This is a genomic window from Marinitoga piezophila KA3 (assembly GCF_000255135.1).
Taxonomy (GTDB): Bacteria; Thermotogota; Thermotogae; order Petrotogales; family Petrotogaceae; genus Marinitoga; species Marinitoga piezophila.
Genome location: NC_016751.1, coordinates 708,797 through 735,661 on the forward strand (window position 1 = coordinate 708,797; position 26,865 = coordinate 735,661).

At 30.5% G+C, this 26,865-nt stretch carries 25 protein-coding genes and 4 tRNA genes; 25 read left to right on the plus strand and 4 right to left on the minus strand.

Going from position 1 to position 26,865, the window contains the following annotated elements:
* Positions 1–2: 2 nt before the first annotated feature.
* From MARPI_RS03435 to MARPI_RS03445, 3 genes are all read right to left on the minus strand, one after another.
* Entirely contained in the window at positions 3–1,541 is a 1,539-nt protein-coding gene (locus tag MARPI_RS03435) for an ABC transporter ATP-binding protein (protein WP_050899175.1), read from the minus strand.
* A gap of 190 nt (positions 1,542–1,731) precedes the next feature.
* Positions 1,732–2,823 (minus strand): BMP family lipoprotein, encoded by a 1,092-nt coding sequence (locus MARPI_RS03440; RefSeq protein ID WP_014296208.1) that lies wholly within the window; start codon positions 2,821–2,823, stop codon positions 1,732–1,734.
* Between the two features lie 5 nt (positions 2,824–2,828).
* Positions 2,829–4,766: a hypothetical protein gene (locus tag MARPI_RS03445; protein WP_014296209.1), complete on the minus strand. Its 1,938-nt coding sequence runs from the start codon at positions 4,764–4,766 to the stop codon at positions 2,829–2,831.
* A 268-nt stretch (positions 4,767–5,034) separates the two neighbouring features.
* Here MARPI_RS03445 and surE point away from each other — a divergent pair, with 268 nt between their 5' ends.
* Genes surE through MARPI_RS03470 form a run of 5 tightly spaced genes read left to right on the plus strand, consistent with a single transcriptional unit; the run spans position 5,035 to position 8,510 of the window.
* Positions 5,035–5,796: a 5'/3'-nucleotidase SurE gene (gene surE, locus MARPI_RS03450; protein ID WP_014296210.1), complete on the plus strand. Its 762-nt coding sequence runs from the start codon at positions 5,035–5,037 to the stop codon at positions 5,794–5,796.
* Entirely contained in the window at positions 5,796–6,326 is a 531-nt protein-coding gene (gene def, locus MARPI_RS03455) for a peptide deformylase (RefSeq protein WP_014296211.1), read from the plus strand. The genes surE and def overlap by 1 nt, the downstream gene beginning before the upstream one ends.
* Positions 6,323–7,270 (plus strand): methionyl-tRNA formyltransferase, encoded by a 948-nt coding sequence (fmt, locus tag MARPI_RS03460; protein ID WP_014296212.1) that lies wholly within the window; start codon positions 6,323–6,325, stop codon positions 7,268–7,270. The genes def and fmt overlap by 4 nt, the downstream gene beginning before the upstream one ends.
* 4 nt (positions 7,271–7,274) lie before the next feature.
* A complete protein-coding gene (locus MARPI_RS03465) occupies positions 7,275–7,490 on the plus strand; it encodes a heavy-metal-associated domain-containing protein (protein ID WP_014296213.1) in 216 nt (71 codons plus the stop codon).
* 15 nt (positions 7,491–7,505) lie between these two features.
* Positions 7,506–8,510, plus strand: a complete 1,005-nt coding sequence (locus tag MARPI_RS03470) for a lysylphosphatidylglycerol synthase transmembrane domain-containing protein (protein ID WP_014296214.1) — start codon at positions 7,506–7,508, stop codon at positions 8,508–8,510.
* Positions 8,511–8,523: 13 nt separating this feature from the next.
* Here the strand turns inward: MARPI_RS03470 and MARPI_RS03475 are convergent.
* Positions 8,524–8,611, minus strand: a tRNA-Leu gene (locus MARPI_RS03475).
* Between the two features lie 317 nt (positions 8,612–8,928).
* Between MARPI_RS03475 and MARPI_RS11080 the strand changes: the two genes are divergently transcribed.
* The 20 genes from MARPI_RS11080 (at position 8,929) to MARPI_RS03570 (ending at position 26,862) form a co-directional block, all read left to right on the plus strand.
* Complete coding sequence (locus MARPI_RS11080) at positions 8,929–9,102, plus strand: hypothetical protein (RefSeq protein WP_014296215.1); 174 nt, start codon at positions 8,929–8,931, stop codon at positions 9,100–9,102.
* Positions 9,103–9,106: 4 nt separating this feature from the next.
* On the plus strand, positions 9,107–9,862 hold the full coding sequence (locus MARPI_RS03480; protein ID WP_014296216.1) for an ATP-binding cassette domain-containing protein: 756 nt from the start codon (positions 9,107–9,109) through the stop codon (positions 9,860–9,862).
* A 67-nt stretch (positions 9,863–9,929) separates the two neighbouring features.
* Positions 9,930–10,018, plus strand: a tRNA-Leu gene (locus MARPI_RS03485).
* 29 nt (positions 10,019–10,047) lie between these two features.
* A tRNA-Met gene (locus MARPI_RS03490) sits at positions 10,048–10,124 on the plus strand.
* Positions 10,125–10,134: 10 nt separating this feature from the next.
* Positions 10,135–10,211, plus strand: a tRNA-Met gene (locus tag MARPI_RS03495).
* Positions 10,212–10,927: 716 nt separating this feature from the next.
* Positions 10,928–12,376 carry an NAD(P)/FAD-dependent oxidoreductase gene (locus tag MARPI_RS03500; protein ID WP_014296217.1) on the plus strand — a complete coding sequence of 483 codons (1,449 nt, stop codon included), beginning with the start codon at positions 10,928–10,930 and terminating at the stop codon, positions 12,374–12,376.
* Positions 12,377–12,448: 72 nt separating this feature from the next.
* Entirely contained in the window at positions 12,449–12,691 is a 243-nt protein-coding gene (locus MARPI_RS03505) for a DUF3783 domain-containing protein (RefSeq protein WP_014296218.1), read from the plus strand.
* Positions 12,688–14,856, plus strand: a complete 2,169-nt coding sequence (gene glgX, locus MARPI_RS03510; RefSeq protein WP_014296219.1) for a glycogen debranching protein GlgX — start codon at positions 12,688–12,690, stop codon at positions 14,854–14,856. The genes MARPI_RS03505 and glgX overlap by 4 nt, the downstream gene beginning before the upstream one ends.
* 129 nt (positions 14,857–14,985) lie before the next feature.
* On the plus strand, positions 14,986–16,194 hold the full coding sequence (locus tag MARPI_RS03515; RefSeq protein WP_014296220.1) for a nicotinamide-nucleotide amidohydrolase family protein: 1,209 nt from the start codon (positions 14,986–14,988) through the stop codon (positions 16,192–16,194).
* 11 nt (positions 16,195–16,205) lie between these two features.
* Positions 16,206–18,281: a chemotaxis protein CheA gene (locus tag MARPI_RS03520; protein ID WP_014296221.1), complete on the plus strand. Its 2,076-nt coding sequence runs from the start codon at positions 16,206–16,208 to the stop codon at positions 18,279–18,281.
* A gap of 12 nt (positions 18,282–18,293) precedes the next feature.
* On the plus strand, positions 18,294–18,722 hold the full coding sequence (locus tag MARPI_RS03525) for a chemotaxis protein CheW (RefSeq protein ID WP_014296222.1): 429 nt from the start codon (positions 18,294–18,296) through the stop codon (positions 18,720–18,722).
* 31 nt (positions 18,723–18,753) lie between these two features.
* Positions 18,754–19,119 carry a response regulator gene (locus tag MARPI_RS03530; protein WP_014296223.1) on the plus strand — a complete coding sequence of 122 codons (366 nt, stop codon included), beginning with the start codon at positions 18,754–18,756 and terminating at the stop codon, positions 19,117–19,119.
* Positions 19,116–19,511: a hypothetical protein gene (locus MARPI_RS03535; protein WP_014296224.1), complete on the plus strand. Its 396-nt coding sequence runs from the start codon at positions 19,116–19,118 to the stop codon at positions 19,509–19,511. Before MARPI_RS03530 ends, MARPI_RS03535 begins: the two co-directional genes overlap by 4 nt.
* Positions 19,492–20,274, plus strand: coding sequence for a flagellar type III secretion system pore protein FliP (gene fliP, locus MARPI_RS03540; protein WP_014296225.1), 783 nt, complete (start codon positions 19,492–19,494; stop codon positions 20,272–20,274). Before MARPI_RS03535 ends, fliP begins: the two co-directional genes overlap by 20 nt.
* Positions 20,275–20,276: 2 nt before the next feature.
* Complete coding sequence (gene fliQ / locus MARPI_RS03545) at positions 20,277–20,543, plus strand: flagellar biosynthesis protein FliQ (protein ID WP_014296226.1); 267 nt, start codon at positions 20,277–20,279, stop codon at positions 20,541–20,543.
* A gap of 1 nt (position 20,544) precedes the next feature.
* Positions 20,545–21,318: a flagellar biosynthetic protein FliR gene (fliR, locus tag MARPI_RS03550; RefSeq protein WP_014296227.1), complete on the plus strand. Its 774-nt coding sequence runs from the start codon at positions 20,545–20,547 to the stop codon at positions 21,316–21,318.
* Positions 21,282–22,370: a flagellar biosynthesis protein FlhB gene (gene flhB / locus MARPI_RS03555; protein WP_014296228.1), complete on the plus strand. Its 1,089-nt coding sequence runs from the start codon at positions 21,282–21,284 to the stop codon at positions 22,368–22,370. The genes fliR and flhB overlap by 37 nt, the downstream gene beginning before the upstream one ends.
* A gap of 13 nt (positions 22,371–22,383) precedes the next feature.
* Complete coding sequence (gene flhA / locus MARPI_RS03560; RefSeq protein ID WP_014296229.1) at positions 22,384–24,519, plus strand: flagellar biosynthesis protein FlhA; 2,136 nt, start codon at positions 22,384–22,386, stop codon at positions 24,517–24,519.
* A 10-nt stretch (positions 24,520–24,529) separates the two neighbouring features.
* Positions 24,530–25,999 carry a flagellar biosynthesis GTPase FlhF gene (gene flhF / locus MARPI_RS10660; protein WP_014296230.1) on the plus strand — a complete coding sequence of 490 codons (1,470 nt, stop codon included), beginning with the start codon at positions 24,530–24,532 and terminating at the stop codon, positions 25,997–25,999.
* On the plus strand, positions 25,996–26,862 hold the full coding sequence (locus MARPI_RS03570) for a MinD/ParA family ATP-binding protein (RefSeq protein WP_014296231.1): 867 nt from the start codon (positions 25,996–25,998) through the stop codon (positions 26,860–26,862). The genes flhF and MARPI_RS03570 overlap by 4 nt, the downstream gene beginning before the upstream one ends.
* The last annotated feature ends 3 nt before the right edge of the window (positions 26,863–26,865 follow it).

Consider the following 26,865-nt stretch of genomic DNA (forward strand, 5'->3'; position numbering starts at 1 on the left):
TTTCAATTTGAATCCCCTCCATGTGACAGCTTTTCTTCAAGCTTTATATCTTCTAATTTATGACCAGCCATCATTAACCCTATTTCTTCTATTGTTACCTCATCTGGTTTAACTTCACCCATTATTTCTCCTTCATACATAACAATTATTCTATCAGAAAGAGATAATACTTCTTCAAGTTCCATTGAAACAAGTAATACAGCAACATCTTTTTCTCTGAGATTCAAGATTTCTTTATGAACATATTCAATAGCTCCAACATCAAGACCTCTTGTAGGTTGAGCAATAACTATAAATTCCGGATTAAAGCTAACCTCTCTTGCAATAACAACCTTTTGCTGATTACCTCCTGAAAGATTTCCTGTTGGTATTGTTCTATCTGGTGGCCTTACGTCAAATCTTTTTACAAGAATATCTGCATTCTTATAAATTACATCATGGTTTAAAAATCCATTCTTTGCAAATGGTTCTTTATAATGCTTCCCAAGAATCATATTGTAATAATTTGGAAATTCCTTAACCATAGCATATTTAAATCTATCTTCTGGAATATGACCAATATTTCTTTCTCTTAATTCTCTAACGGTTTTCTTTGAAACCTCCTCACCTTTATATAAGTATTTTCCATTTTCTATTTTTCTAAGCCCTGTTAAAGCTTCTACAAGCTCTGTTTGACCATTACCTGCAACACCAGCAACTCCAAGAACTTCACCTTTTCTTATTTTAAATGATACACCTCTAACTGCATCTAAACCTCTATTATCCTTTATCCATAAATCTTCAACTTCAACAATGGTGTCTCCAGGTTCCTTTTCAGATTTTTCTACTCTTAAAACAACTTCTCTACCAACCATCATATTAGCAAGTTCTCTTGCATTTGTATCTTTAGCTGCAACATGCCCTGTAACTTTACCCAATCTCATAACAGTAATATTATCACTAATTTCCATAACTTCGTGTAATTTATGAGAAATAAAAATAATTGTTTTTCCATCTTCACGAAGTTTATTGATAATTTCAAATAATTCTTTTGTTTCCTGTGGAGTCAAAACTGCTGTAGGTTCATCAAGAATTAAGATTTCAGCACCTCTATAAATGGTTTTTAAAATCTCAACTCTCTGTTGCATACCTACTGGTATATCCTCGATTTTTGCATCAACATCTACAAACAAACCGTATTTTTCTGAAAGTTCTTTAACTTCCTTTCTGGCCTTTTTTAAATCAAATGTCATTCCTCTTTTTGGTTCAGAACCAAGAACTATATTTTCTGCAACTGTTAATGTATCCACAAGCATAAAATGCTGGTGAACCATACCAATACCAGCTTTTATGGCATCACCTGGACCTTTAAACACCTTTTTTTCACCAAAAATATAAATATCTCCGGATGTTGGTGTATAAAGTCCATAAAGCTGGTTCATCAATGTTGATTTTCCTGCACCGTTTTCACCGATTATAGAATGAACCTCTCCCTTTTTCACTAAAAAATTAACATGATCGTTTGCGAGAACTTTAGGGAAACGCTTAACAATATCTTTCATTATTACAGCGTATTCCTTTTTATTAATAGAAGAAAGATCTATACTCAACTTTTACACCTCCTGAACAAGCTGCTATTAGTTATTGTTAATACTTTATGAATATCTCACAATATTCATAAAGTATTAACAATTAAATTTATAAATGAGGCGGGAATAACCCGCCCCCTGTATTACTATCAATAAAATTCAATTAAAATGGAAATTCGATATCTGTTGTGAAGTTGTTTAAATCATTTTCATTATCAGGAACTACTAACATACCTGTTTTAATTGCATAATTTAAGTATTCAACTTCTGCTAAGATTCTTGAAGGAACCATACCTTTTGTGTATTTCATTGGTGATAATCCAACACCATCTTCCTGTGCACCTAATACTTCTAATCCACCTTTAAATCTGTTTCTGTATGCATCTCTTACACCATAATATGATGCATTGTCAACTCTCTTTAAAGCACTTGCTAAAACATAACCTGGTGCCATGTAATCCTGGTCTGAGTCAACACCAATTGCAAAGTATCCTTCGCCTTTTTCATAGTAAGCATCAACAATTTTTGCTAAATCAGCATTTGCATCTAAACCGTATACTTTTAATGATTTTTCTTTTGCAGCATCAATAACACCATTTCCACAAGCACCTGCTGCTGCGAAGATGATATCTGCACCCTGGTCAAATTGTGCTAATGCCATTGATTTACCTTTTGCAGCATCTGTAAATGAATCTGTATAACCAACAATAACTTCTACATTTTCTCCATAAATATCGTTGTATGCTTTAACACCTGCTACATAACCATATCTAAATCTTTCAACTGGTGGAATAGCGATACCACCAATAAATCCTACTTTTCCTGTTTTTGTCATAGCAGCTGCTAAGTAACCTACAAAGAATGCTGATTCCTGTTCTTTAAATAAGTATAATTGAATGTTCTTTGGAACATTTCCTCCTTCTGGTGGAGCAATATCAATACCTATGAACTTTGTTGCTGGGTATTGTGGAGCAACGTCAAATAATGCATTACTCATCATAAATCCTACAGCAATAACAACATCTGCTTCTTTTGCAGCGTTTGAAAGGTTATCTACATAGTCACTCTGTTCCTTTGACTGAATTACCTGAACATCAATTCCGTATTTATCTCTTGCTCTTAAAACTCCTGCCCAAGCACCATCATTAAATGACTTGTCACCTAATCCCCCAACGTCTGTTACCATAATAACCTTAAATGCAAATGAAGAAACTACAAATGCCAATACCAATAAGAAAAGAACTGCTTTCTTCATATACCTTACCTCCCTTTATGAAAATTTAGGATTAATAATCCGCTAAGTGCGGTGAATAATAACATTAATATACCAAATGTAGTATTAACACTAAACATTGTGGCATTTAAAACTGGATATTTAAATTCTGATAATACTTCAATTGTACCAGGTTTTATAAATGCAAGAATTGAAGCAACTGTCATAATACCCAATCCTACTAACTTAAACATTATCTTTTCATTTACAAAGAAGTATATAAAACCAAGTATCAACAATAACATTACCTTTGTTCCCCAGTCTGAAATCAAAGCTTTTAAATCAATTGGAATTGCCTTTTCTTCCGAAAATACATTTAACAGGTTAGCTTTATAGTCCTTTAAAACATTGGTTTTTATCATTTTACTTTCAATGTTTGATTTTAAAGTATTGGCAAAAACATCATCAGAATAAATCAAAATATTTTTCATATGTGCATTATACTCTTTTAATCTTGAATCTATATCTTTTTGTCGAATTTTTGAATTTCTCTCAAATTCTTCTAATGCTTTTTTATAATTACTGAATATTTCATTATATACATCTTTATTATCATAATACAATCCCTGTTTTAAAATATCAATAGAAGCCTTTCCATCTTCAAAATTAACATAATCTAAAATCTTCTTTTTTCCTGAATCCACTAAAAATTTCTTTAAAGATATTGTATATATATTTCTTGCTTCAGAATACTCTGCGGACAATTGTGAGCCAATAAATGCTATATCTTTATTAACAAAAGCATGAGGGAATAATAAAACATCATTTAATAAAGCCTTCTGCATAATAGAATTATGAAAATCTGGGTTTTCATCCATTCTTACCTCTTTTACATCTTTTACAAGAGGAACATTAACAATAAGCAATATTAACACAAGTAAAGATACATTTATAACTCTCCTTAACCAGTGCATATTTCTTCCAAAAGCCTGGAAGAACATTGTAATTAAAATCATGGCAAAGAATACCACGAAGAATGAACCATAAATAAATGCAGTTGTTATATCTTTTGTAAAATCAAAATATTTTATTATATATACACTTTCAACAAGAACTATACCGAGGAATAACCACTGGAAAAGATCCTTCTTTTTAAGCAATAAAATTAATATAATTAACCCAGCATAAACAGCAAACCTTATCCAATCATTGCTTCTTTCAATCTTTGCATTATCGAGGAATATATCTATAACAGCTTTTGTATCATTTTTTATTGTTTCTGGAACAAAAGATAAAACCTTTGAGGCAAGATCATCTATTTCTATTTCAAGATCTTCTCCTGTTAATCTTGTTTTGGATATCTCTAAAATTCCTTCATTTAGTACATCTTTATTTTCTTCAATAATTTTATCAAAAAATGCATCAGGTTTTCCTTCATATGTATAATATTCAGGAAATTCTAATTCTGCATTTCTATTTTTCATTCTTCTTTTAGTCAACGTTTTATTTGGCGAATCTTTTACAAGCCCTAATGAATATGCAATTGTATTCTTTATATACAAAAATCCTGTATCCTGTAAATATGAAGAATATTCTTCCATTGCAAGATAAAATGCAGGTAATGATCTAATACTTTCTTCAGACATATCCTTTCCTGCAAGAACATTTTGAACATAACTTAAAAATCCTGAAAATGCTATTTCCTGCTCTAAAGAATCAAATTTGTGCTGACTTGCAATTGAAGAAAGATGTTTTGAAATATATGAAGGTCTATCTGTATACTCAGCACTTCCTACCATCTGGGATTTATAGAATTTATAAAGCCCCATATTTTTCATTTCAGTAAAAAACCAGTTTAAATCCTCAGAATGGCTGTTATACTTATCTATATATTCCACATAATAGGTCTTTATCTCATTTAAATTCAACGAGAAAACGTTAACAACAAGTATTGAAAAAATAATTAGCCAGATATATTTTTTCACAAAAGCACCTCCTCAAGAATTTTCATTTTCAACATAATTATATCACAATCCTTAGAAAATTGCACATGCATATTATCATATTTTTCTTTTTATTTCAAGAACTATACTAAAGCGTTTTTATTAAATATATTATTTTAATTTAACCTGAACAGACTTCTTTAAAGTTTAAAGCAACTAATCCATTTTTTTTAAAGTACACATGGTATAATCATTATTACAGTAGTTTGTGAATGAAGTTTTATAAAAATTGTAATTTTGAGGTGATATAATGAATATTCTTGTAACAAATGATGATGGTATAATGGCACCGGGAATATATATATTAAAAAAACATCTTGAAAAAAAACATAACGTATATGTTGTTGCACCTGACGTTGAAAGAAGTGCCACAGGACACGCTATCACTATAAGAAACCCTCTATGGGCAAAAAAAATATATTCCAATGATGAATTCTTAGGATATGCTGTAAACGGAACACCAGCAGATTGTGTAAAATTAGGTTTAGATGCTATATTTAAAGATGTAAAAATTGATATGGTAATTAGTGGTATAAATAAAGGACCTAATCTTGGAACTGATTTACTCTATTCAGGAACAGTCTCAGGTGCTTTAGAAGGAGCTATGAATGAAATTCCTTCTATTGCAATTTCCACATCAGACTATCAAAATCCAAATTATGAAACAGCAGCTAAATTTATCCTTGACTTTCTTGACAAATGTTCTCTTGATATTCCCGAATTCACAGCACTTAACATTAATGTTCCAAGCGTAGAATATTCAGAATTAAAGGGTTTTAAAATAACGCGACAGAGTAGAAGAAGATATAAAGACTATTTTGAAGCACGAAAAGATCCTTTTGGAAATACATATTACTGGATGCTTGGAGAAATAATTGAAGATGACAATGAACCCGATTCTGATTATTATGTTTTAAAAGAAAATTATGTGTCAATCACACCTATAAAATCTTTCTTAACAGATTTTGAATTTTTAAATTCTTTAAAAGAAAAATTTGAAGGAGGAGAATAATGGATTTCAAGGTTAGATTAATTGGAGACCCTGTTTTAAGAAAAAAAGCAAAACCAGTGGAGAAAATAGATGATAAATTTAGAGAATTTCTTGAAGAAATGGCAGAAATGATGTACAGAGAAGATGGTGTTGGCCTTGCAGCACCACAAATAGGTATTAGTAGAAGATTTTTCGTGATGGATGATGGAAATAAATTAAGAAAAGTTATTAATCCTGAAATAATAAAATTTCTTGGTGAAGAAGTTTCATTTGAAGAAGGCTGTTTAAGTATTCCAAAAATATTTTTAAATGTAAAAAGACCAGAAGGTATTATTGTAAAATATACAAATGAAAATGGCGAAATAGTTGAAGAAGAATTGCATGAATATACAGCAAGAATTTTCCAGCATGAATATGATCATCTTGAAGGGAAACTGTTTATCGACAGAGTTGGGTTAGCTGCAAAAGCAAAAGTTAAGTCAAAAATAAACGAATTAATGAAAGAAGGAAGAAAAATTGCTAAAGAATTAGGGGAAGTTGATCTGCCATGAGAATAGTATTTATGGGAACACCTGATTTTGCAGCATCACATTTAGAAGGATTAATAAAAAACAATTTTAATGTTGTTGGAGTTTTTTCACAACCGGATAAACCAAAAGGACGTGGCAAAAAACTTCAGCCAACACCTGTAAAAAAAGTCGCAGAAAAATATAATATTCCTATCTTTCAACCAAAAAGTGTTAATAAAGGCAAGGGATTTGAAGCATTAAAATCATTAAAACCTGATATAATTATTACAGTTGCATTTGGCAAAATATTAAAAAGCAATGTAATTGAATTGCCAGAATATGGTTGCTGGAACGTTCATGCTTCTTTATTACCAAAATATAGAGGTGCGGCACCTATTCAAAGAGCTATAGAAAACGGAGAAACAAAAACAGGCATTACAATATTCAAAATTGTAGAAGCTTTAGATGCTGGACCAATTGCTCTAATGAGAGAAATACCTATATTACTTGAAGATAATCTTGAAAGTGTTTATGAAAAATTGGAAAAGCTTGGTATTGATGCTTTAATTGATTTTTTAAATAATTTCGAAAATTATACACAAAACCTTACACCTCAAAACGATGCAGAAGCAACATATGCACATAAAATCACCAATGAAGATACATATATAAATTGGTATGAAAATAATATGATTGTTTTCAACAAAATAAGAGCGTATGATCCCATTCCAGGAGCAAAAACTTTATTTAATGATGAAATAATAAAATTATTTAATGTATTACCACATAATAACAACAAAAATGATTTACCCGGAAAAATTCTTAACATCGACAAAAACGGTGCTGAAATTGCTACCGGTTCAGGAACAATTTATGTAAAAAAAATTCAATTTCCCGGAAAAAAACCCATAAATTTCTATGATGCATATAATGGAAGAAAAATAAATATAGGGGATACACTAAAAAATATAACAAAAGGAGAGTGATAACATGGCAGAAACATTTAACATGTACATGATAAAAGGTTTTAGAAATGAAAAAGATGCAGAAGTTATAAAGGAAATTCTCGAAAGTATTGATGGAATAAAGAAATTCAAAATTGAACCTGCATTTGGAGCAGTTGAACTCACATATGATGATGAAATTGTTACAAGAGAGCAAATCAGCCAAAAATTAAAAACAAAAGGTTTCGAACTAAAATATTAAAATAAGCTGTTAATCATGAAAAAGTATTTATATGGATTTTTATTTGCTTTCATTACATCTATTACATTATATATATTAATCTCAGGTTTTACAGGCTTTTATGAAAATATAAAAGCCTTTGCTTTTTTTAACTGGAAATTTTTATTAATCGCATTGTTAGTTATTATATTAAAATGGTTTATTGAAAGCTTTATAATAAAAATATTATTAAAAGATATTTCAATAAAACATGCTTTAAATTTTACATTGATAGGTCAATTTTATAGCTATTTAACTCCATTTTATACTGGAGGCCAACCTATTCAAATTTTATACATCTCAAGATTCGGAATAGATCCTGCAAGAGCTACAGCTATTATATTATTCAAAACATTTTTATTTCAAATTATTCTGGCCTCTTTTGGAGTTTTTTCAACCATATACTCCATACTCTATTTAAATATAGATGTTATAATTGCCTCTATAATTGGGACGTTATTAAATTTACTGGCTGTATTTTTAATAATATTTTATATAATTAACCAAAACGCTTCAATAAAAACAACACTATACTTTGCAAACCTTCTTAAAAAAATTGGTTTATTAAAAAATCCAGAAAAATATATAGATACAATAATAGAAAAGGTTAAAACATTCATACTAATATTCAAAGAAGAAGCTAAAAACTTCAAAAAAATAACTTTAATTGTATTCTTAAGTATTCTCCAATTTTCCTGTTCTTTCATGGTTTTACCAATTATACTCCAAGGATACGGAATAAACATCTCTTTAAATACAATCTCGCGTTCTATTATCACACAGATTAGTTCATCAATAATCCCAACACCGGGAACCGCTGGTGGTGCAGAAGGAATATTCTTATTATTATTCAAAGATATACTTAATATTCATAAATTAAATGCCACAATTGTATTATGGCGATTTAGTATTTATTATTTCGTTTTATTAATTGGTGGAATAGTCGTTCTATTAAATCACAAAAACAGCATAATGAAAAAAATAAAAAAACCGGCTGAGTAATCAGCCGGTTTTTTGGTGCCGAGGGCGGGACTTGAACCCGCACGGGATAAACTCCCACATGGCCCTCAACCATGCGTGTCTGCCGATTCCACCACCTCGGCAGGCGTCAGCAAAACCGTATAGATTATACAATAACTTATAGAATTTGTCAAGCACTTTTTTATTAAAATTCTTTTACCTTATTCTTTCAAACACCTATTTTTCGAAATTAATAATTTAGTATTGGTTTATTAACCTAACATTATTCTACTTATTCAAAAGTAAATTACTATTGATAAATTATGCCTGTATTATATTTTACATAGAAGCATAAAAAGAAATTTTTACATTTTGTATTTGTAAAATAAATATAACTTCAAAATAATGTATATATTTTTGTATTATTATATATATAGACCTACTAATGGGAGGTGTATATATGGACTATCAGAAGAAGAACATAAACATCTTATCTCAATACGATTTTCTTAAAACATTAAAAGATATTGAAAATGAAGAAGTTTTAAAGGATTTTACTAAAAAAAGATTCTTTAATTCCATAGAAAATGCAAATAAGGAGTCAGAATCAGATAAAATAAAATCAAAAGGGTGAAAACGTGATTTATGATATAGATACCCCATTAATAACCGCAAAAAACTTTTCATTATATATGAATAATAAAGAAGTGCTAAAAGCTATAGATATTGAATTATATCCAAATGATTCTGTTTTAATATATGGCGAGAGAAATTCTGGAAAATCCTCTCTTTTAAGAGCTTTTGTACATTTAAATGAGGAATTATTTGAAAACGTTTACGGAAAAGGTGAAATAAAATTTGGTGAAAAAGACGTTAGAGAACAGGATAAAAAATATTTAAGAAGTAATATTACATATGTTGAACCGCAATATTTACAAAATCTAAATTACATAACTTTAAAAGAACTCCTGAAGTTATCTTTAGGAGTAAGTCCACAAAATTTATCCTATGAACACATTTCTTTATTAAAAAGATTGGATCTTGTTGATAAATTCCTCGATTTAAGTAATTTAAAATATTATGATAATCTATCAAATTGGTCATCAGCGGATAAATTATCTTTGCTTTTATTTATCTCACTTGCAAGAAATCCAAATGTTTTCATGTTTGATTCAATTTTAGATCATATAGATGATTCGTTATTAAAACGTATAAAAGATGTGATTAATGAAATAAAACAAAATAGAATTCTAATATTTGCAACAAGAAATCTCTTTAGATATTTAGACATATGCAACAGAGTTATTATCTTAAATAATGGAAAAATAGTTGCAGATACCACCCCAAACGAATTAATAATAAACTTCGAAAAAAACAAATTCAAAAACTTGTAACGAAAAAAGTATTGACAAAAAGGGAAAAAGATGGTAGAATAATCATGGTTTTTCAACCAGAAAGGTTGCCGAGGTGGCGGAATTGGCAGACGCTGCGGACTTAAAATCCGTTGGGTGGAGACACCCGTGAGGGTTCAAGTCCCTCCCTCGGCACCATTTTATTTATAGAGAAGGAAATTACGTGGTGCGGGGTGGAGCAGCCTGGTAGCTCGTCGGGCTCATAACCCGAAGGTCGTAGGTTCAAATCCTACCCCCGCTACCATTTTTTATATGGCGGCGTAGCTCAGTTGGCTAGAGCATGCGGTTCATACCCGCAGTGTCAAGAGTTCGAGTCTCTTCGCCGCCACCAGAAAAAGCGCAGGATTAAAATCCTGCGCTTTTTTGTTGTATAATAGAAGTAATAAAACTAACCAGAACGAAGATTTTTTACAACAGGCATTATAGGACAGTTGTAAAAAATAAAAATAACTGGTGAAGAAAATAGTACGAATAATGTTCGCTCAAACGGTAGAAAATTCTAATCCTCAAAAATTTTCAAGTTTTCGCTCACATTATTCTAACTATTTTCTTAAATATAAATGAAAAGATGAAAGTAAAAAAATAATACGAACAAAGACTAAGAATTTCCCAAACGAAGATATTGCTTGAGCCGGAACAACAAAAATATTGTGAAAAATAAAAACGAATGAAGACTCGAAGAACGCCCGAAAAAACTGCGAATGGAGAGGGTCAAAAAAACAGGATGTTTTTTTGAGCGCAGCTTCTGCAGGGATGCAGAATCTAAGCGACCCCGCGAATATGAGCAGTTTTTGAGGATCAGCGTTCGAGTTGTCTGAAAGAGTTTTTATTTTTCACAATTATAAGAAATTTCACCGCCTGAAGGAACCTTTTTAGGAGTGTTTTTTATAGAACAAGGATCAAAAATTCTTGCCGTATGAGAGAATATTATTTTTCTACTTTCAAAGAGAATTTTTGAAGATTAGCACTCAAGTTGCTTGAACAAGCTTTTATTTTTTCCAATACAATGAAACTTCAAATTGAATATATATTTACGGGGGGATAATTATGTATGATATAGCCATTATTGGTGCAGGAGTAGTAGGTTGCGCTATTGCAAGAGAGTTATCAAAATACCACTTAAAAATCTTATTACTCGAAAAAAGCGACGATGTAAGCAATGGTGCTTCAAAAGCGAATAGCGGTATTATTCATGGAGGATATGCTGCAAAACACGGAACATTAAAAGGAAAATTATGCGTTGAAGGAAATAAATTATATGAAAAATTAAATGACGAATTAAATTTCGGTTATAAAAAAACTGGAGCTTTAGTATTAGGATTTGATGAAAACGATGAAAAAAATATTCAAAAATTATACGAAAATGGATTAAAAAACGGAGTTAATGACATGAAAATTATCTATACAGATGAAATTTTATCTTTAGAACCAAACATAAACGGAAATGCAAAAATCGCCTTATTAGCTGAAGATGTTGGTATAACCTCACCATATGAGTTTACAATAGCATTAGCTGAAAACGCAATAAAAAATGGTGTTGAATTAAAACTGGAAAACGAAGTTCTGGATATATCAGAAAGCACAGATCACTTTTACATAAAAACCTCTAAAGATTCTTATAAAGCAAAATATATTATAAATGCAGCAGGAGTGTATAGCGATAAAATCGCTTATATGGTTGGCATTCTAAATTTTTATATAAAACCTCGAAAAGGTCAATATATACTTTTTCATAAAGGATATGGAAAAATAGTAAATAGAGTTATTTTTCAAACCCCTACAGAAAAAGGAAAAGGAATTCTTGTTACACCAACATATCATGGAAATCTTCTAATTGGGCCAAATGCTGATGAAAATACCGATAAAGACGATACAGGTACAGATATTGAAACATTAAAATATATAATAAAAACCGCAAGAAAATCTGTTCCTGAAATAGATTTACGAAAAGTTTTAACTTCTTTTTCCGGAATAAGGCCTACACCTTCAACTGGAGACTTTATTATAGAAGAAACAAAAGAACGTTTTATAAACGTTGCTGGAATAGAATCACCTGGCTTGACATCCTCACCAGCTATTGCAAAAATGGTGATAAATATATTGAAAAATTCTGGTCTAAAATTATTAAAGAAAAATGATTTTGATCCATATAGACCTCCTATTATAATAAAAAAGAACCTTTCATATAAAGAAGTAAATAATATGCTTAATATTGATTCTCCTGATCAAATAATTTGTAGATGTGAAATGGTAAGCAAAAAAGAAATTATAGATGCATTAACACGGGAAATCCCTATAAAAACTGTCGATGCTGTTAAACGTCGAACAAGAGCAACTATGGGTTTTTGTCAGGGTGAATTTTGTACTCAAAGAATAAAGAAAATAATGGCAGAAGTTCTCAAAATCAACGAAGGCAAAATAGAAAAAAACGATAAAAAATCCGGATTTTTACCTAAAAAGGTAAACCTTAAATTTTTCAAAGAACTTGAAATTTAATAAAAATTTATCTTTATGTTGTATTTATGATATAATTATAATGTTATCAAGATTGAACAGGAGGAATATAAAATGTATGATGAAATAAAAGACACGCCAACTATAATATTAAATGGTTTTTCCAGCGAGGAAATAAATAAAATAATGAAAGCAATAAAAAACACTGAAGGATTACCAAGAATAATCTTTGCAACAACAACAAAGGTAAATGTTAACTGGACAATAGGTGATTTAATCAAAGAATTAAAAAACGAGGATATTGAAGTAAAAAAAGCCTTAAAAAAAGCTATGGAGGATAAAAATAATAAAACATGAAAAACAATGATTTTTATTACGACAATCCAGATTCTTCTGTAAAATTAAAAACTTCAAGAGGATATCCAAAACCTGGTGCAACAGTTGATCCAGGAGGAGTTAATTTTGCTATTTTTTCAAAAAATGGAGAATCTGTAACTTTAGAATTATATCAAAATTTTTATGATGAAAAACCTTCTCACATCTTCATTCTTGATCCACAAAAAAACAAAACAGGAAATACATGGCATATTTATATACATGGAATAAAACATGGTCAATTCTATGGTTGGAGAATTGATGGCATATATGATCCTAAAAATGGAAAACGCTTCAATAAATATAAACTTTTATCTGATCCCTATGCAAAAGCCATTTCAAGTTCATATAACTGGGATGAAGAAAGTGTATACGGATACGATAGAATTTCTCCATTACTCGATCTTTCTTTTTCCACTTTAGATTCTGCTGTAAGTCCTACAAAATCAATTGTTATAAACGATACAAAATATAATTGGGATGATGATATACGCCCAAATATACCCTTTAAAGATTTAATAATATACGAAATGAACGTTAGATTATTTACAATGAATCCAAATTCAAAAGTTAAAAACCCAGGAACATTTAAAGGTATTCTTGAAAAATTAGATCATTTAAAAGAATTGGGAGTTAATGCTATTGAATTAATGCCTGTTTTTGAATTTAATCCAGATTCCATCGCCAGAACCAATCCAATAACTGGTGAAAGATTAAAAGATGTGTGGGGATATAATCCTCTTGCTTTTTTTGCAGTAACTGGAAATTATTCCACAGGAATAAAAATAGGAGAACAGGTTTTTGAATTCAAAGATTTTGTAAAAAAACTTCATAAAGAAGGCTTTGAAATTATTCTTGATGTTGTTTATAATCACACAGGAGAAGGAAATGAACAGGGACCAACTCTTTCATTTCGTGGAATTGATAATGAAATATATTATGTTCTAAATAAAAATAATAAAAGGTATTATGAAAATTATTCCGGTTGTGGAAACACATTAAATTGCAATCATCCAGCTGTAAAAAATCTAATTATAGATAGTTTAAGATATTGGGTTACAGAAATGCATATAGACGGATTTAGATTTGACCTGGCTGCAATATTGGGAAGAGACCAAAACGGCAATTGGATTGGTGATCTCTCATTATTAAAAGATATTGCAGAAGATCCGATTATTTCAGGAACAAAACTTATTGCAGAAGGCTGGGATGCCGCAGGAGGATACTTTTTAGGCGCATTTCCTGAGGGTTGGGCTGAATGGAATGGAAAATTCAGAGATGTAGTAAGAAAATTTGTGCGAGGTGATGAAGGCCAGGTCGGAGAAATAGCCTGTAGAATTGCAGGAAGTGAGGATTTATATGGAAACAAATCCCCTGTAGTAAGTGTTAATTTCATTACATCACATGACGGTTTTACATTATGGGATCTTGTTTCTTATAATGAAAAACACAATGAAGAAAATGGCGAAAATAACAGAGATGGAGCCAACGACAATTATAGTTATAATTATGGTGTAGAAGGCGAAACAGATGATATCAATATCATAAATTTACGAAAAAAGCAAATTAAAAATTTTTTCACCATATTAATGCTCTCTCAGGGAACACCTATGATATATATGGGTGATGAATTCTGTAGAACCCAATACGGAAATAATAATGCCTATTGTCAGGATACAATAAAAAACTGGGTTGATTGGAGTAGAAAAGAAAAATTTAATGATATATATCGATTTCTAAAATTATTAATAACTTTTAGAAAAAAACATCATACACTTAGAAGAGAACATTTCTTCACAGGTAGAGATTACACAGGTGATGGAATTCCAGATATAACATGGCATGGTGTAAAATTATTTAATCCTGACTTTTCATACTTTTCCAGAACTCTTGCTTTTATGATTAGCGGTTCTGATTATAATGATCCAGATACCCCTGAAGACAATGATATATATGTAGCCATGAATTTTTACACCGATACATTAAACTTTGAACTTCCAAAACTTCAAAATAAACAGTGGTATAGAATAATCGATACAAACCTGAATAGTCCTGATGACTTTTTAGAAATACCGGAAATTTACAACGAACAGTTTTATCCAGTTTCACCAAAAAGCATAATTGTATTAATTTCACAAAAAGATTAATCTGAGTTTTTTCTTTTAAAAATTACCGATACTTTTCACATATAACAAAATCATACCTATTTACATATTCCAATTAAATTTTATTGTCAATTTTTTCGATTTTTGTGGTAAAATATAAGTAAGAATTATATGGGAGTGATATATATTAAAATAGGCTTTTTAAGTACAGGCGATGAACTAATAGAAGGTGATATTACCAATATTACCGTTAAAGAACTATCTCAAAAACTCAATCAGTTAGGATATAATATAACTTACCATATAAATGTTGCAGATAATATTGAAAATATTATAAATGGCCTTAAATTCCTTGTTCAACAAAAAAACAATATCATTATCATTACTGGTGGCTTAGGTTCCACTGAAGACGATTTAACCAGGGAAGCTGTTGCAAAATTTTTAAATAAAGATTTAAAATATGATGAAAAACTCTGTACAACAATTCAGGAAAGATATAAAAAAGCAGGGAAATCTATTAATCCTTTACTAAAAAAACAGGCCTATATAATTGATAATGCAAAAATTTTACCTAATGAATTAGGAAGTGCCCCAGGGCAATTGATTAAAGAAAAAGATATATATTATATAATATTACCAGGTCCTCCAAAAGAAGCTATTAATATATTTAACAATCATCTAATAAACTTTTTTTTACAATTTAAGACAACACCCAGAAATTTTACCAAAATCCAATTTCACGGAATTACCGAATCAAATTTAATGTCTATTCTCGAAAAAGAACTAAAAGATATAAAATATTCTACAAAACTAAATTTATCAATAGGACCTTCTGTTATAATAAAAGAAGATAATGAAGCGATTATAGATAAAATTCATAAAAACAAAAAAATTAAGGATTATATTATACCCGAAAATCCTGCTCTACATTTATATAATAAACTAAAAGAATTGAAACAGACTATATCTTTTGCTGAATCATGTACAGGTGGTCTTTTATCCAAAATAATTACCGATATTCCAGGATCATCTATGGTTTTTAAAGGTGCTATTATCGCATATTCAAATGAAATTAAAGAAAATATTCTTGATATAAATTCACTTGAAAAATATGGTGCTGTAAGTAAAGAAACAGTGGAACAAATGGCAAAAAATGTTAGCTCTAAATTTAACACCGATTACGCTATATCAATTAGCGGAATTGCAGGGCCAGGCGGCGGAACGCCAGAAAAGCCAGTAGGTACCGTGTGGTTTGGCTTTTATTCAAAGAATAAAGATCTGATCCTATCTGAAAAACATTTTTTCTCAGGAGATAGAGAAACTATCCGCGAAAAAGCTGTATACTACTCGATAATAAGATTTATTAAAATATTCCTTTAGGAGGTTTTATTATGGGAGATATGGACGTTTATTTAAGCGTATTTATTGATGAAGCGAATGAAAACTTACAACGTCTTAATGACGAATTGTTAGACTTAGAAAACAACCCTGAAGATATGGAAAAAATCAATGAAATCTTTAGAGTTATGCATACCTTTAAAGGTATGGCTGGAACTATGGGCTTTGATAAGATTGCAAAGGTTTCTCATAAAATGGAAAACCTTCTTGACGAAATAAGAAAAGGAAAAACAAAAGTATCTGAAGATTTAATTGATTTACTATTTAAAACATTAGATGCATTAACAGAAAGTATTGCCGACATATCAAATGGCGGTAAAGGTGATCTCTCTTCTCTTGACGAACTTATAAATGCATTAACAGAATATGCAGAAAAAGCAGAAATTGGTGGTGGAGAAAGCTCTGAAACAAAATCAGAAGAAGTTAGTGAAACAACTTCCACTTCTGAGGATTCTGAAGATTCAGAATCAAAATTATCTCATTTAGATGATATTACAAGAGAATCACTTAAACATCTATATGAAAATGCTAAAGAAAAAGGTTTAAAATTCTATCTCATTACTGTTGTATTTGATAAAGATGTTCAGTTAAAATCAGCAAGAGCATTTATGGTATTGCATAAAATTGATGATCTTGGTGGAGAAGTTGTCTATACACATCCTTCATCTCAGGATATTGAAGATGAAAAATTCGATCTTGAAATTCAACTTGGAATTATTGTAAATAAAACAGCTGACGAAATAAGAGAAAGCATAATGCAAATCTCTGAAATTGCCAGCGTTGCCGTAAATGAATTTGAAGACTCCGATTTTGAAAAACAGGTAAAAAGTGAGGATAAAAAAGAAGACAGCAAACAGGCAAAAAATTCAGGTTCTTCTACTCAAAAAACATCTTCAACCACACACGAAAAGAAGAAAATTCAATTACAATCAGTACGTGTTGACATAGAAAAACTTGACCAATTAATGAACTTAATGGCTGAATTGGTTATTTCAAGAAGTAGAATTACTGAAACTTTAAGAAAATACGAAATCAAAGAAGTAGATGAAAGTTTAGCTAATTTAAGCCGAATCACCCTTGATTTACAAAACATTGTTATGAAAATAAGAATGATACCTATTGCATTTGTATTCAACAGATTCCCAAGACTTGTTAGAGACACATCTAAAAAATTAGGAAAAGATGTTGAATTAATTATAGAAGGTGAAGATACAGAATTAGATAGAACAGTTGTTGATGAAATTGGCGATCCATTAGTACACTTAATAAGAAACTCAATAGACCATGGTATAGAACCTGTAGAAGAAAGAATTAAAAAAGGAAAGCCTAAAGTTGGAACTATTAAACTTTCAGCATGGCATGAAGGCGATGGTGTTGTAATAAGCGTTGAAGATGATGGTAGAGGTTTAGACAGAGACCTTATTGCAAACAAAGCCATTGAAAAAGGACTTGTTGACCCTGCAATGGTACCAACAATGAGCGATGAAGAAGTATTCTCATTTATATTCCTTCCAGGATTTTCAACCAAAAAACAGGCCACTGATTTATCAGGTCGTGGCGTTGGAATGGATGTTGTAAAAACAGTAGTAGAATCATTAAATGGTTCTGTTACAATATCATCCAAAAAAGATGTTGGAACAAAAATCACCATAAGATTACCTCTTACATTATCTATTATTCAGGTATTATTAGTTACACTTGACGATTATGTATATGCAATTCCAATTGCAAACATTGATACAACACAAAAAATTACAGATGGAGAAATAAGAATTGTTCAGGGTAACGAAGTATTTGTATTAAGAGGCGAAATAATTCCTCTTATTAGATTAAGAGAATTATTCAAAATGCCTCCAAAAGAAGAAGATTTTGTTGAAAAAATTGTTATTGTAAAAACAGCAAATAGAAAATATGGTGTTGTAGTTGATAATTTACTTGGACAGGATGACATTGTTATAAAATCACTTGGAAAATATCTTAATAGTGTAAAAGAATTCAGTGGTGGCGCTATACTTGGTGACGGTAGAATCGCTTTGATACTCGATATAACCAATTTAAACGAACAATAATGGGGTGATATAATGCAAAAGGAAATACTTTCTTTTGAAGTTGTTAATCAGGAATTTGGAATTGACGTAGATTATGTTGAAATGGTAATAGAAAAAGAAGAAATTACACCTGTTCCTAACTCAAGAGTCTTTATTGAAGGTGTGGTTAATTTAAGGGGGCGTATAGTTCCTGTATTTGACTTAACAAAAATATTAGATTTAGAAGTACCAGAAGATATTGTTTTTGATAGTATTATAATAATGAAACACGAAAAAGAAGAAATTGGTATTTTGGTAAACAAAGTAAATAATGTTATCTCTTTTGATGATGAGGAACTTGATGTTTTACCTGCAAAAAGCGGTAAATTCGTTGGGAAAGTAAATGGTGTTTTAAAAATAAACAATCGACTTATTGTATATTTAAATCTTGAAAAGTTATTTGAATCATTGGAAACAAAATAAAATTTAAACATATTGTGGAGGTGCTTTATAAATGGCTATTAAAGTTTTAATTGTAGATGATGCTGCATTTATGAGAATGTTGTTAAAAGACATCGTTACTAAAGCGGGGATGGAAGTTGTAGGAGAAGCTGCAAATGGTCAGGATGCAGTAACCAAATACATGGAATTAAAACCTGACGTAGTTACAATGGATATTACAATGCCTGTAATGGATGGAATTCAGGCAATAAAAGAAATAAAAAAACAGGACCCTGCTGCAAAAATAATTGTATGTAGTGCTATGGGACAACAGGCAATGGTTATAGAAGCTATACAGGCTGGTGCAAAGGATTTTATTGTTAAACCATTCCAGGCAAATAGGGTTATAGAAGCAATACAAAAAGTTGTTAGGGGGTGATTAAAACGCCCCTTACTTTTTCATCTACTGCAACAACAACTACTAATCTTACCAACTGGACAATCTGGGCTTTTTTATTATTATTCTTTTTTGTTATATTTATATTCCTATTAATATTCATCCAGAAAAAATTGATTAACAAAGGGGTAATCACAACACCAAAGGTTAGGGTTGTTAAAAAATTTTATATAGACCATAATATGACACTTAATATTATAAAAGTGTTGGATGATTATTATTTAGTATTATCCAATCATAATTCTATAGCTTATCTGGATAAAATAGATTATGAAAAACTTTCTGAAATACTAAAAGGAAAAAGAGATTTTCTGGATTCATTTGTTGGAGCATTAAAAAGGGAGAAAAAAGAAAATGAGAAAACTTCTTTCTAAAAAATTCATAATAGCTATATTTTTACTAATTTTTGTAACAGGTATTGCTCAAGAACCAGTTCCTATACCTGAAATAAATATTGATATTGGTGGCGGAACTCCTGGCCCTGACACATTAATTCCAACACTGGAAATTTTGTTATTATTATCAATATTAACTCTTGCTCCATCTTTAATAATGATGTTTACATCATTTATGAGAATTGTAATAGTGCTCTCATTTTTACGAACAGCCATGGGAAGTCGTCAGGCACCACCAAATCAGGTATTAATAGGGATCTCTTTAATACTTACATTTTTAATAATGACACCTGTGTTTAATGACATATATCAAAATGCTGTTATTCCATATACCGAAGAAAAAATTTCATATACAGAATTTTTTGAAAAAACCTGGGAACCAGTAAAAAAATTTATGATCAATGAAATAGTTGCTCACCATAATCAGGATAACATATTTATGTTAGCTTCAAGCGTAAATAAAAAAGTTGAAAATATAAACGATACACCACCTGAAATATTAATCCCCGCATTTACTTTAAGTGAACTGGAAATCTCCTTTAAAATGGGGGTTTTAATTTATATACCTTTCATAATAGTTGATATGGTAGTTGCAAGTATTCTTTTATCCATGGGTATGATGATGATACCTCCAATAATGATATCAATGCCATTTAAACTATTACTATTTATACTTGTAAATGGATGGGACTTATTAATTGGCGGATTAATAAGAAGCTTCCAGACATCAGGAGGTCTATAATCTTGACTATAGAAGTTTTTATTGACATTTTCAGAGATGGTATATCTGTTTTTTTAACAGTTATAACTCCAATATTATTGGTTAGTCTTGCTGTAGGGTTAATTATAAGTATATTTCAAACAATAACCTCTATAAATGAGCAAACTCTGACATTTGCTCCTAAAATTATTATTACTTTCTTAGTTGTTGGCCTCTTATTTGGATGGATCGCTCAAAAAATCATGGATTTTACATTTAGAATATTAACAACATACTTTGGGATGATTTAAAATGGATGTGGTAACCTTTTTAGAAACCCGTTTCTGGGTATGGGCTATAATATTTTTTAGAATTGCCGGAATGACAATTTCGGCTCCAGTTATAGGATCAAGAACTATACCAGCAAAGTTAAAGGTTTTCTCAGCTTTATTTCTATCCTGGATTACATTACCTTTAGTAAATGAAACAATTACAGATTTACCTGTATTCTATCTAATAACAATATTATTAATCAATATGTTACTGGGAATATTAATAGGATTAATTTCATATATTCCCATTGCGGCTTTGCAATTCGCCGGTCAATTCTTTGCATTTCAAATGGGATTTGCAATGGCTGGTATATTTGATCCAATAAGTGGAGAAGAATCTCCTATTATAGGGCAATTATCTTTTTTAATTGGAATATTTGCCTTCTTATCATTTAAAATGCATATTGTATTATTCCAGACAATAATAAATTCCTTTTCAAATATCCCTTTAGTTTTTTCTATAAATACACATTTTTTCCCTGAAATAATATCCATGTTTGGAAAAGTTTTTGAAATTGGATTACAACTATCAATTCCAATGAGTGCATTTATGTTATTTGTAAATTTAAGTCTTGGAATAGTTTCAAGAATGATTCCACAGGTAAATGTATTTATAGTTGGAATTCCTTTAAATATAATTGTAGGAACAATTCTATTAATAACAATAATAGACGTATGGGTTGAAATATTCAATAATAACATGGTGGAGATAGTAAAATGGATAAACTCCTTAATGAATATGATTTTGAAATAAATCTTCAATTATTCGCTGATCCAAGTAAAACAGAAGAGCCTACACCAAGGCGATTACAGGAAGCTCGAAAAGAAGGGAACGTCCCTGTTTCGAGGGAATTGCTTACTGCTTTTTCATTTTTAGCTGTGGCAAGCGTATTTTTTGTAATGTCGAAATCACTATATATTGGACTAAAAGCAGCTTTTCAAAGATATTTAACTCTTGATACATCATTTTTGGATGAAAATGCTTTACTTACATTAATACTTCAACAAAAAGATCTATTTTTCAAAGTTTCCACATTCCTTTTTTCTGCTGCATTAACAAGTTTGATACTCGGTATGTTGCAGACAAAATTTTTAATTGCACCTGGTGCTTTAAAATTCGATATTAACAAATTAAACCCTATTAGCGGTTTTAAACGTATTTTCTCAATGAAAACTTTATTTGAACTTTTAAAGTCTATAGTAAAGATCTCATTAGTTGCTTACGTTTCCTATAGCATTATTAAAAGTAAATGGAATGTATTAATAGGATTACCCTTTTCAGATACAACCACTGCATTAAATACACTGGTTTCCATTATACTTGAAGTATTTTTTAAACTGGGATTTCTAATGTTAATACTTGGTGGATTTGACTACTGGTACCAAAAAAGAGATTACATAAAAAATTTAAGAATGACAAAACAGGAAGTAAAAGAAGAAATGAAAGACGTCGAAGGTGATCCTTTAATCAAAGGACAGCGTATGAGAATGTTAAGACAGATTATCAACGAAAACATGATGAAAGAAGTTCCAAAAGCCACTGTAGTTGTTACAAATCCTACTCATTACGCAGTTGCATTAAAATATGATGAAGAAACTCATTCAGCTCCAGTTGTAGTTGCAAAAGGTGTTGATGAAATTGCGTTTAGAATAAAAGATATAGCTATAAAAAGTAAAGTACCTATTATCAGGAATCCTCCTGTAGCAAGACAATTATATGCAACTGTGGAGATAGGTGATGAAATCCCTGAAGAAATGTACGCAATTGTAGCAAAAATACTAACTGCTGTTCTAAAAAATGTTTAGAAGGTGAAATAAATTGGGTAATTTCCTTAAAAATATAGATTTAGCTGTTCCATTATTAATAGTTGGAATTGTTATATTAATGGTTATTCCTATACCAGCATTTATGCTGGACTTTTTGCAAATGGCTAATATCACCTTAGCCATTATCCTGTTATTAGTTACAATGTACATTAAAAATCCTCTTGAAATATCTGCTTTTCCAACTTTATTGCTTATAACAACATTATTCAGATTATCTCTAAATGTTACCTCAACAAGATTAATTCTTCTTCAAGGAAAAAATTTCGAAGGTAAAGTTATAAGAGCTTTTGGTGATTTTGTTGTTGGAGGTAATTATGTTGTTGGTATTGTTATATTCCTTATACTCGTAGTAATTCAATTTGTTGTTATTACACGTGGTGCAGAAAGAATTGCAGAAGTAGCAGCAAGATTTACACTTGATGCTATGCCTGGTAAACAAATGAGTATAGATGCTGATTTAAGCGCTGGAATCATTACCGAAGAAGAAGCAAAGCAAAAAAGGGAAGATATAAGACGTGAAGCAGATTTCTACGGTGCAATGGATGGTGCTTCAAAATTCGTTAGAGGTGATGCAGTAGCTGGCATTATTATAACCATAATAAATATCCTCGGTGGTTTAACAATAGGTGTTTTACAACAGGGATTGAGCATGGGAGAAGCCGCACAATTATATACCTTATTCACCGTAGGTGACGGACTCGTTGCACAAATTCCTGCTTTATTAATCTCTACAGCAACAGGTATAGTAGTTTCAAGAGCGGCTTCAAAAGAAAATCTTGGAAAAGATTTAATGAGAGAATTGTCTTCAGAAAAACGCGTATTATATTTAACCGGTGGAGTTATTCTGTTATTAGGAATTGCAACACCTTTACCTGTTGCGCCTTCATTAATACTTGGCGGAGGTATTTTATTACTTGCTTATTTAACAACCAAAGGCTATATCAAACAACCGGTTACCGCTGGTGGTCCATCTGGAGAAACATTTGAAAGCAGTGGTGCTACACCTTCTGGCGGAGAACCGGGTGGTGGAACATCTGGCGGTAGCGGTAGTGGCCCAAAACCATCAGGACCACCTTTAACTTCACCAGAAGAAGTGTCCGAAATAATACAAAGCGACGTGCTTGAAATAGATATTGGATATGGATTAATACCTTTGGCCGATCCATCTCAGGGTGGAGATCTATTAGAAAGAATAACAATGGTGAGAAAACAAATCGCTTACGAACTTGGTATTGTAATAAGCCCTATTAGGGTTAGAGATAGTGTATTATTAAGTGCAAATGAATATGTAATAAAACTAAAAGGCGTTGAAGTAGGAAGGTTTGAATTATTCCCTGACAAGCTTTTAGCGATAAATTCTGGTATGGCCACTGAAGAAATAGCAGGAATTCATACTAAAGAACCATCATTTAATCTCGATGCTTACTGGATAGATGAAGAACAAAAAGAAGATGCTGTTAATGCAGGTTATACCGTTGTTGATTCACCAAGTGTATTTGCAACTCATTTATCAGAAATAATCAAGAAATATGCACACGAAATTCTTGGAAACAAAGAAACAGAAATGCTCATTGAAGGTCTAAGAATAAAAGAACCTTCTCTTGTTGAAGAGCTTACACCTCTTGTATTTAAAACATTTGAAATTAGAAATGTATTAAAAGAATTACTATATGAAAGAATTTCAATAAGAAATCTTCCTATTATATTTGAAAAACTTACAGAACTTGGAAACAATGAAATAAAAGATTTAGTCTCTTTAGTTGAAGGTGTAAGAAGTGCATTAGGAAGACAGATTTGTGAAAACTTAAAATCTGGAGATGGTGTTTTACACGTATTAGTTCTCGATAAAAACCTTGAAAACAATCTAAACAATTATACAATTGAATATGGTGGAAACTATACATTGGCTCTATCTCCACAAATGTCAAATAATTTATTAAACAATATAAGTCAGCAATTAGAATCACAGATTATGCAGGGATATAATCCTGTAATATTATGTAGTTCTCCTTTAAGATTCTATTTTGCGCGATGGCTTTTGCCTAATATACCAAATGTTAGCGTTATATCATATAACGAAATCATCCAGGAAATTCCTATTTCCGCTGATGGTAATATAACAGCGTAGAGGTGGTTAAATGAAAGTAAAAAAATATGTAGTATCAACAATTACAGAAGCTATGGAAAAAATACGCCAGGAACTTGGCGATAATGCTTATATACTTGACACAAAAAGAATTAGTAAAGGCGGATTTCTGGGAATAGGAGGAAAAAAATATTTAGAAGTAACCGCTGTTCTCGACGATGAAGATGAACCACAAAATATAATAAAAACCATGAAAAAACCTGATCTACCAGGAATTGGTGGAAATACAAAAGGAAAAGTAAAAGAAATAAATGAACTGGTAGAAAGAAATAAACGATTAGAACAGCGTATAAACAAAATGAAAAAAATGGACTCAATTGATGAAATATTAACTCCTGGAAAAGACAAATTTGTTAAATCAGCGCAAAATGAAATATTAAAATTAATAGAAGAACAAAGAGAAGTATCAAGACTTATAGATGAAGATGCCGATAGATTTTATTCACAAAAAGGAATGGAACATGAAGAACCATTTGAACCTTTAAACTATAAAAAAATAACCTATTCAAACATTCCTAACCCTCAATTAAATCAACGCAATCTTAATCAAAATCCATTACAGCAAAACAGGAAACAACACATATCTCATTCCAAAACCACTTCTTCTGGTTCAACAAAAAATGAATTAGATGAAATAAAAACATTAATTGAAAAACTCTCAAAACGAGTTATCTTAAATGGTGCAAATCCTTTGATTTCCGAATTGGTTGAAACCTTAAAACATCAGGATCTATCTGATGACTTAATAGAAGACATAATTAATAACATCCCAAATGATTTAAACAAAGACAACTGGAAATTCAATCAAAAATTTAAAAATCAACTTTTCAATATATTTAAAAACAATTTCAATTTAGATATTCCAGATCTCACTGGCACAATAATGTTCATTGGACCAACAGGAGTGGGGAAAACCACTACTTTAGCTAAAATTGCTGCTTTAAATAAATTGCACAGCAATAAAAGTGTTGCAATTGCCACTATAGACCTATATAGAATCGCTGCAACAGAACAACTAAAAACATACGCAGAAATAATGGATATCCCTGCTTCTGTATGTTATACACCAACTGAATTAAAAGCTACTGTAGAAACCCTTAAAAACAATAATTTAATATTAATTGATACTGCTGGAAGAAGCCATAAAGATGACATGCAAATTGGCGAATTAAAAATGTATATAGACTCAATAAAACCGCAATACATATTCCTTGTAATCTCTGCTAACATGCGATTAAAAGATATGATTGACGTATACAATAAATTCTCTGTATGCAATCCAACTCATCTTATTATTTCAAAATTAGATGAAACATCTTCATATGGGCAAATACCCTCTATATTAAACGCATCAAAATTACCTTTAATATATATTACAACAGGTCAAACAGTTCCAAATGATATTGAAATTCCAAACGTAAATAAAATATTCTCCCTCTTCTACGAGGAGTTGATATCATGAGCGTAATAAAAGATCAGGCAGAAAACTTAAGAAAAACCTTTTCCAAAAACAAAACAAAAATAGTTCTTGTAACCGGTGGAAAAGGTGGAGTTGGAAAATCAATAGTTGCTGTTAATACCGCAGTAAATCTTGCCAAACTAAACAAAAAAGTTTTAATATTTGATACAGATGCTGGCTTTGCAAATGCATCCATACTTTTAGGAGTTACTCCAGCTGTTAGTATAAAAGACTACTTTGACAAAAAATTAACCCTTGAAGAATGTATAATAAAAACTCCCTATGGCATTAAACTATTAAGCACAGGTATGGACATAAAAGACTGGCTTTCATTCCAGAAAAATTTTACCAGAAAAGCCATAGAAGAATTTTTTCAAATTGCAAAAGAACATGATTATGTTATAATTGATGTAAGTGCTGGTTATAATGAAAACTTAAAACCATTTTACATAGCTGCAGACAATATACTATTAGTTACAACCCCTGAACCAACTGCAATTGTAAACGCATATACAGTTATAAAAGCTTTATCTCTTTTAGAAGTAGATGGTATAATTGATGTGGTAATAAACATGATCAGAAAAAAATCTGAAGCAAATACAGCAGAACAGGTTCTAAGAAAAACCATAAAAGAATATTTATATACTGACATAAGAAATGTATTTTATATAAATTTCGATCATGTAGTTCACGACAGTGTAAAATCACAGGTACCAATTTCAAGTTTTAAACCTTCCTCAAACGTTGCAAATGATCTATTCTCAATAGCTGAAAAACTTGAAAACATGAGTGATACTGAACCCTCTAAAAGTAATGATAATCTATTAAAAAAATTATTGTTACTATTTGGATTTTACAACAGGTGAAAA

Coding starts and splice junctions, on each gene's coding strand:
- MARPI_RS03435 (WP_050899175.1), bottom strand. CDS start 1,541: ATGAAAGATATTGTTAAGCGTTTCCCTAAAGTTCTCGCAAACGATCAT.
- MARPI_RS03440 (WP_014296208.1), bottom strand. CDS start 2,823: ATGAAGAAAGCAGTTCTTTTCTTATTGGTATTGGCATTTGTAGTTTCT.
- surE (WP_014296210.1), top strand. CDS start 5,035: ATGAATATTCTTGTAACAAATGATGATGGTATAATGGCACCGGGAATA.
- def (WP_014296211.1), top strand. CDS start 5,796: ATGGATTTCAAGGTTAGATTAATTGGAGACCCTGTTTTAAGAAAAAAA.
- fmt (WP_014296212.1), top strand. CDS start 6,323: ATGAGAATAGTATTTATGGGAACACCTGATTTTGCAGCATCACATTTA.
- MARPI_RS03465 (WP_014296213.1), top strand. CDS start 7,275: ATGGCAGAAACATTTAACATGTACATGATAAAAGGTTTTAGAAATGAA.
- MARPI_RS03470 (WP_014296214.1), top strand. CDS start 7,506: ATGAAAAAGTATTTATATGGATTTTTATTTGCTTTCATTACATCTATT.
- MARPI_RS11080 (WP_014296215.1), top strand. CDS start 8,929: ATGGACTATCAGAAGAAGAACATAAACATCTTATCTCAATACGATTTT.
- MARPI_RS03500 (WP_014296217.1), top strand. CDS start 10,928: ATGTATGATATAGCCATTATTGGTGCAGGAGTAGTAGGTTGCGCTATT.
- MARPI_RS03505 (WP_014296218.1), top strand. CDS start 12,449: ATGTATGATGAAATAAAAGACACGCCAACTATAATATTAAATGGTTTT.
- glgX (WP_014296219.1), top strand. CDS start 12,688: ATGAAAAACAATGATTTTTATTACGACAATCCAGATTCTTCTGTAAAA.
- MARPI_RS03515 (WP_014296220.1), top strand. CDS start 14,986: ATGGGAGTGATATATATTAAAATAGGCTTTTTAAGTACAGGCGATGAA.
- MARPI_RS03520 (WP_014296221.1), top strand. CDS start 16,206: ATGGGAGATATGGACGTTTATTTAAGCGTATTTATTGATGAAGCGAAT.
- MARPI_RS03525 (WP_014296222.1), top strand. CDS start 18,294: ATGCAAAAGGAAATACTTTCTTTTGAAGTTGTTAATCAGGAATTTGGA.
- MARPI_RS03530 (WP_014296223.1), top strand. CDS start 18,754: ATGGCTATTAAAGTTTTAATTGTAGATGATGCTGCATTTATGAGAATG.
- fliP (WP_014296225.1), top strand. CDS start 19,492: ATGAGAAAACTTCTTTCTAAAAAATTCATAATAGCTATATTTTTACTA.
- fliR (WP_014296227.1), top strand. CDS start 20,545: ATGGATGTGGTAACCTTTTTAGAAACCCGTTTCTGGGTATGGGCTATA.
- flhB (WP_014296228.1), top strand. CDS start 21,282: ATGGATAAACTCCTTAATGAATATGATTTTGAAATAAATCTTCAATTA.
- flhF (WP_014296230.1), top strand. CDS start 24,530: ATGAAAGTAAAAAAATATGTAGTATCAACAATTACAGAAGCTATGGAA.
- MARPI_RS03570 (WP_014296231.1), top strand. CDS start 25,996: ATGAGCGTAATAAAAGATCAGGCAGAAAACTTAAGAAAAACCTTTTCC.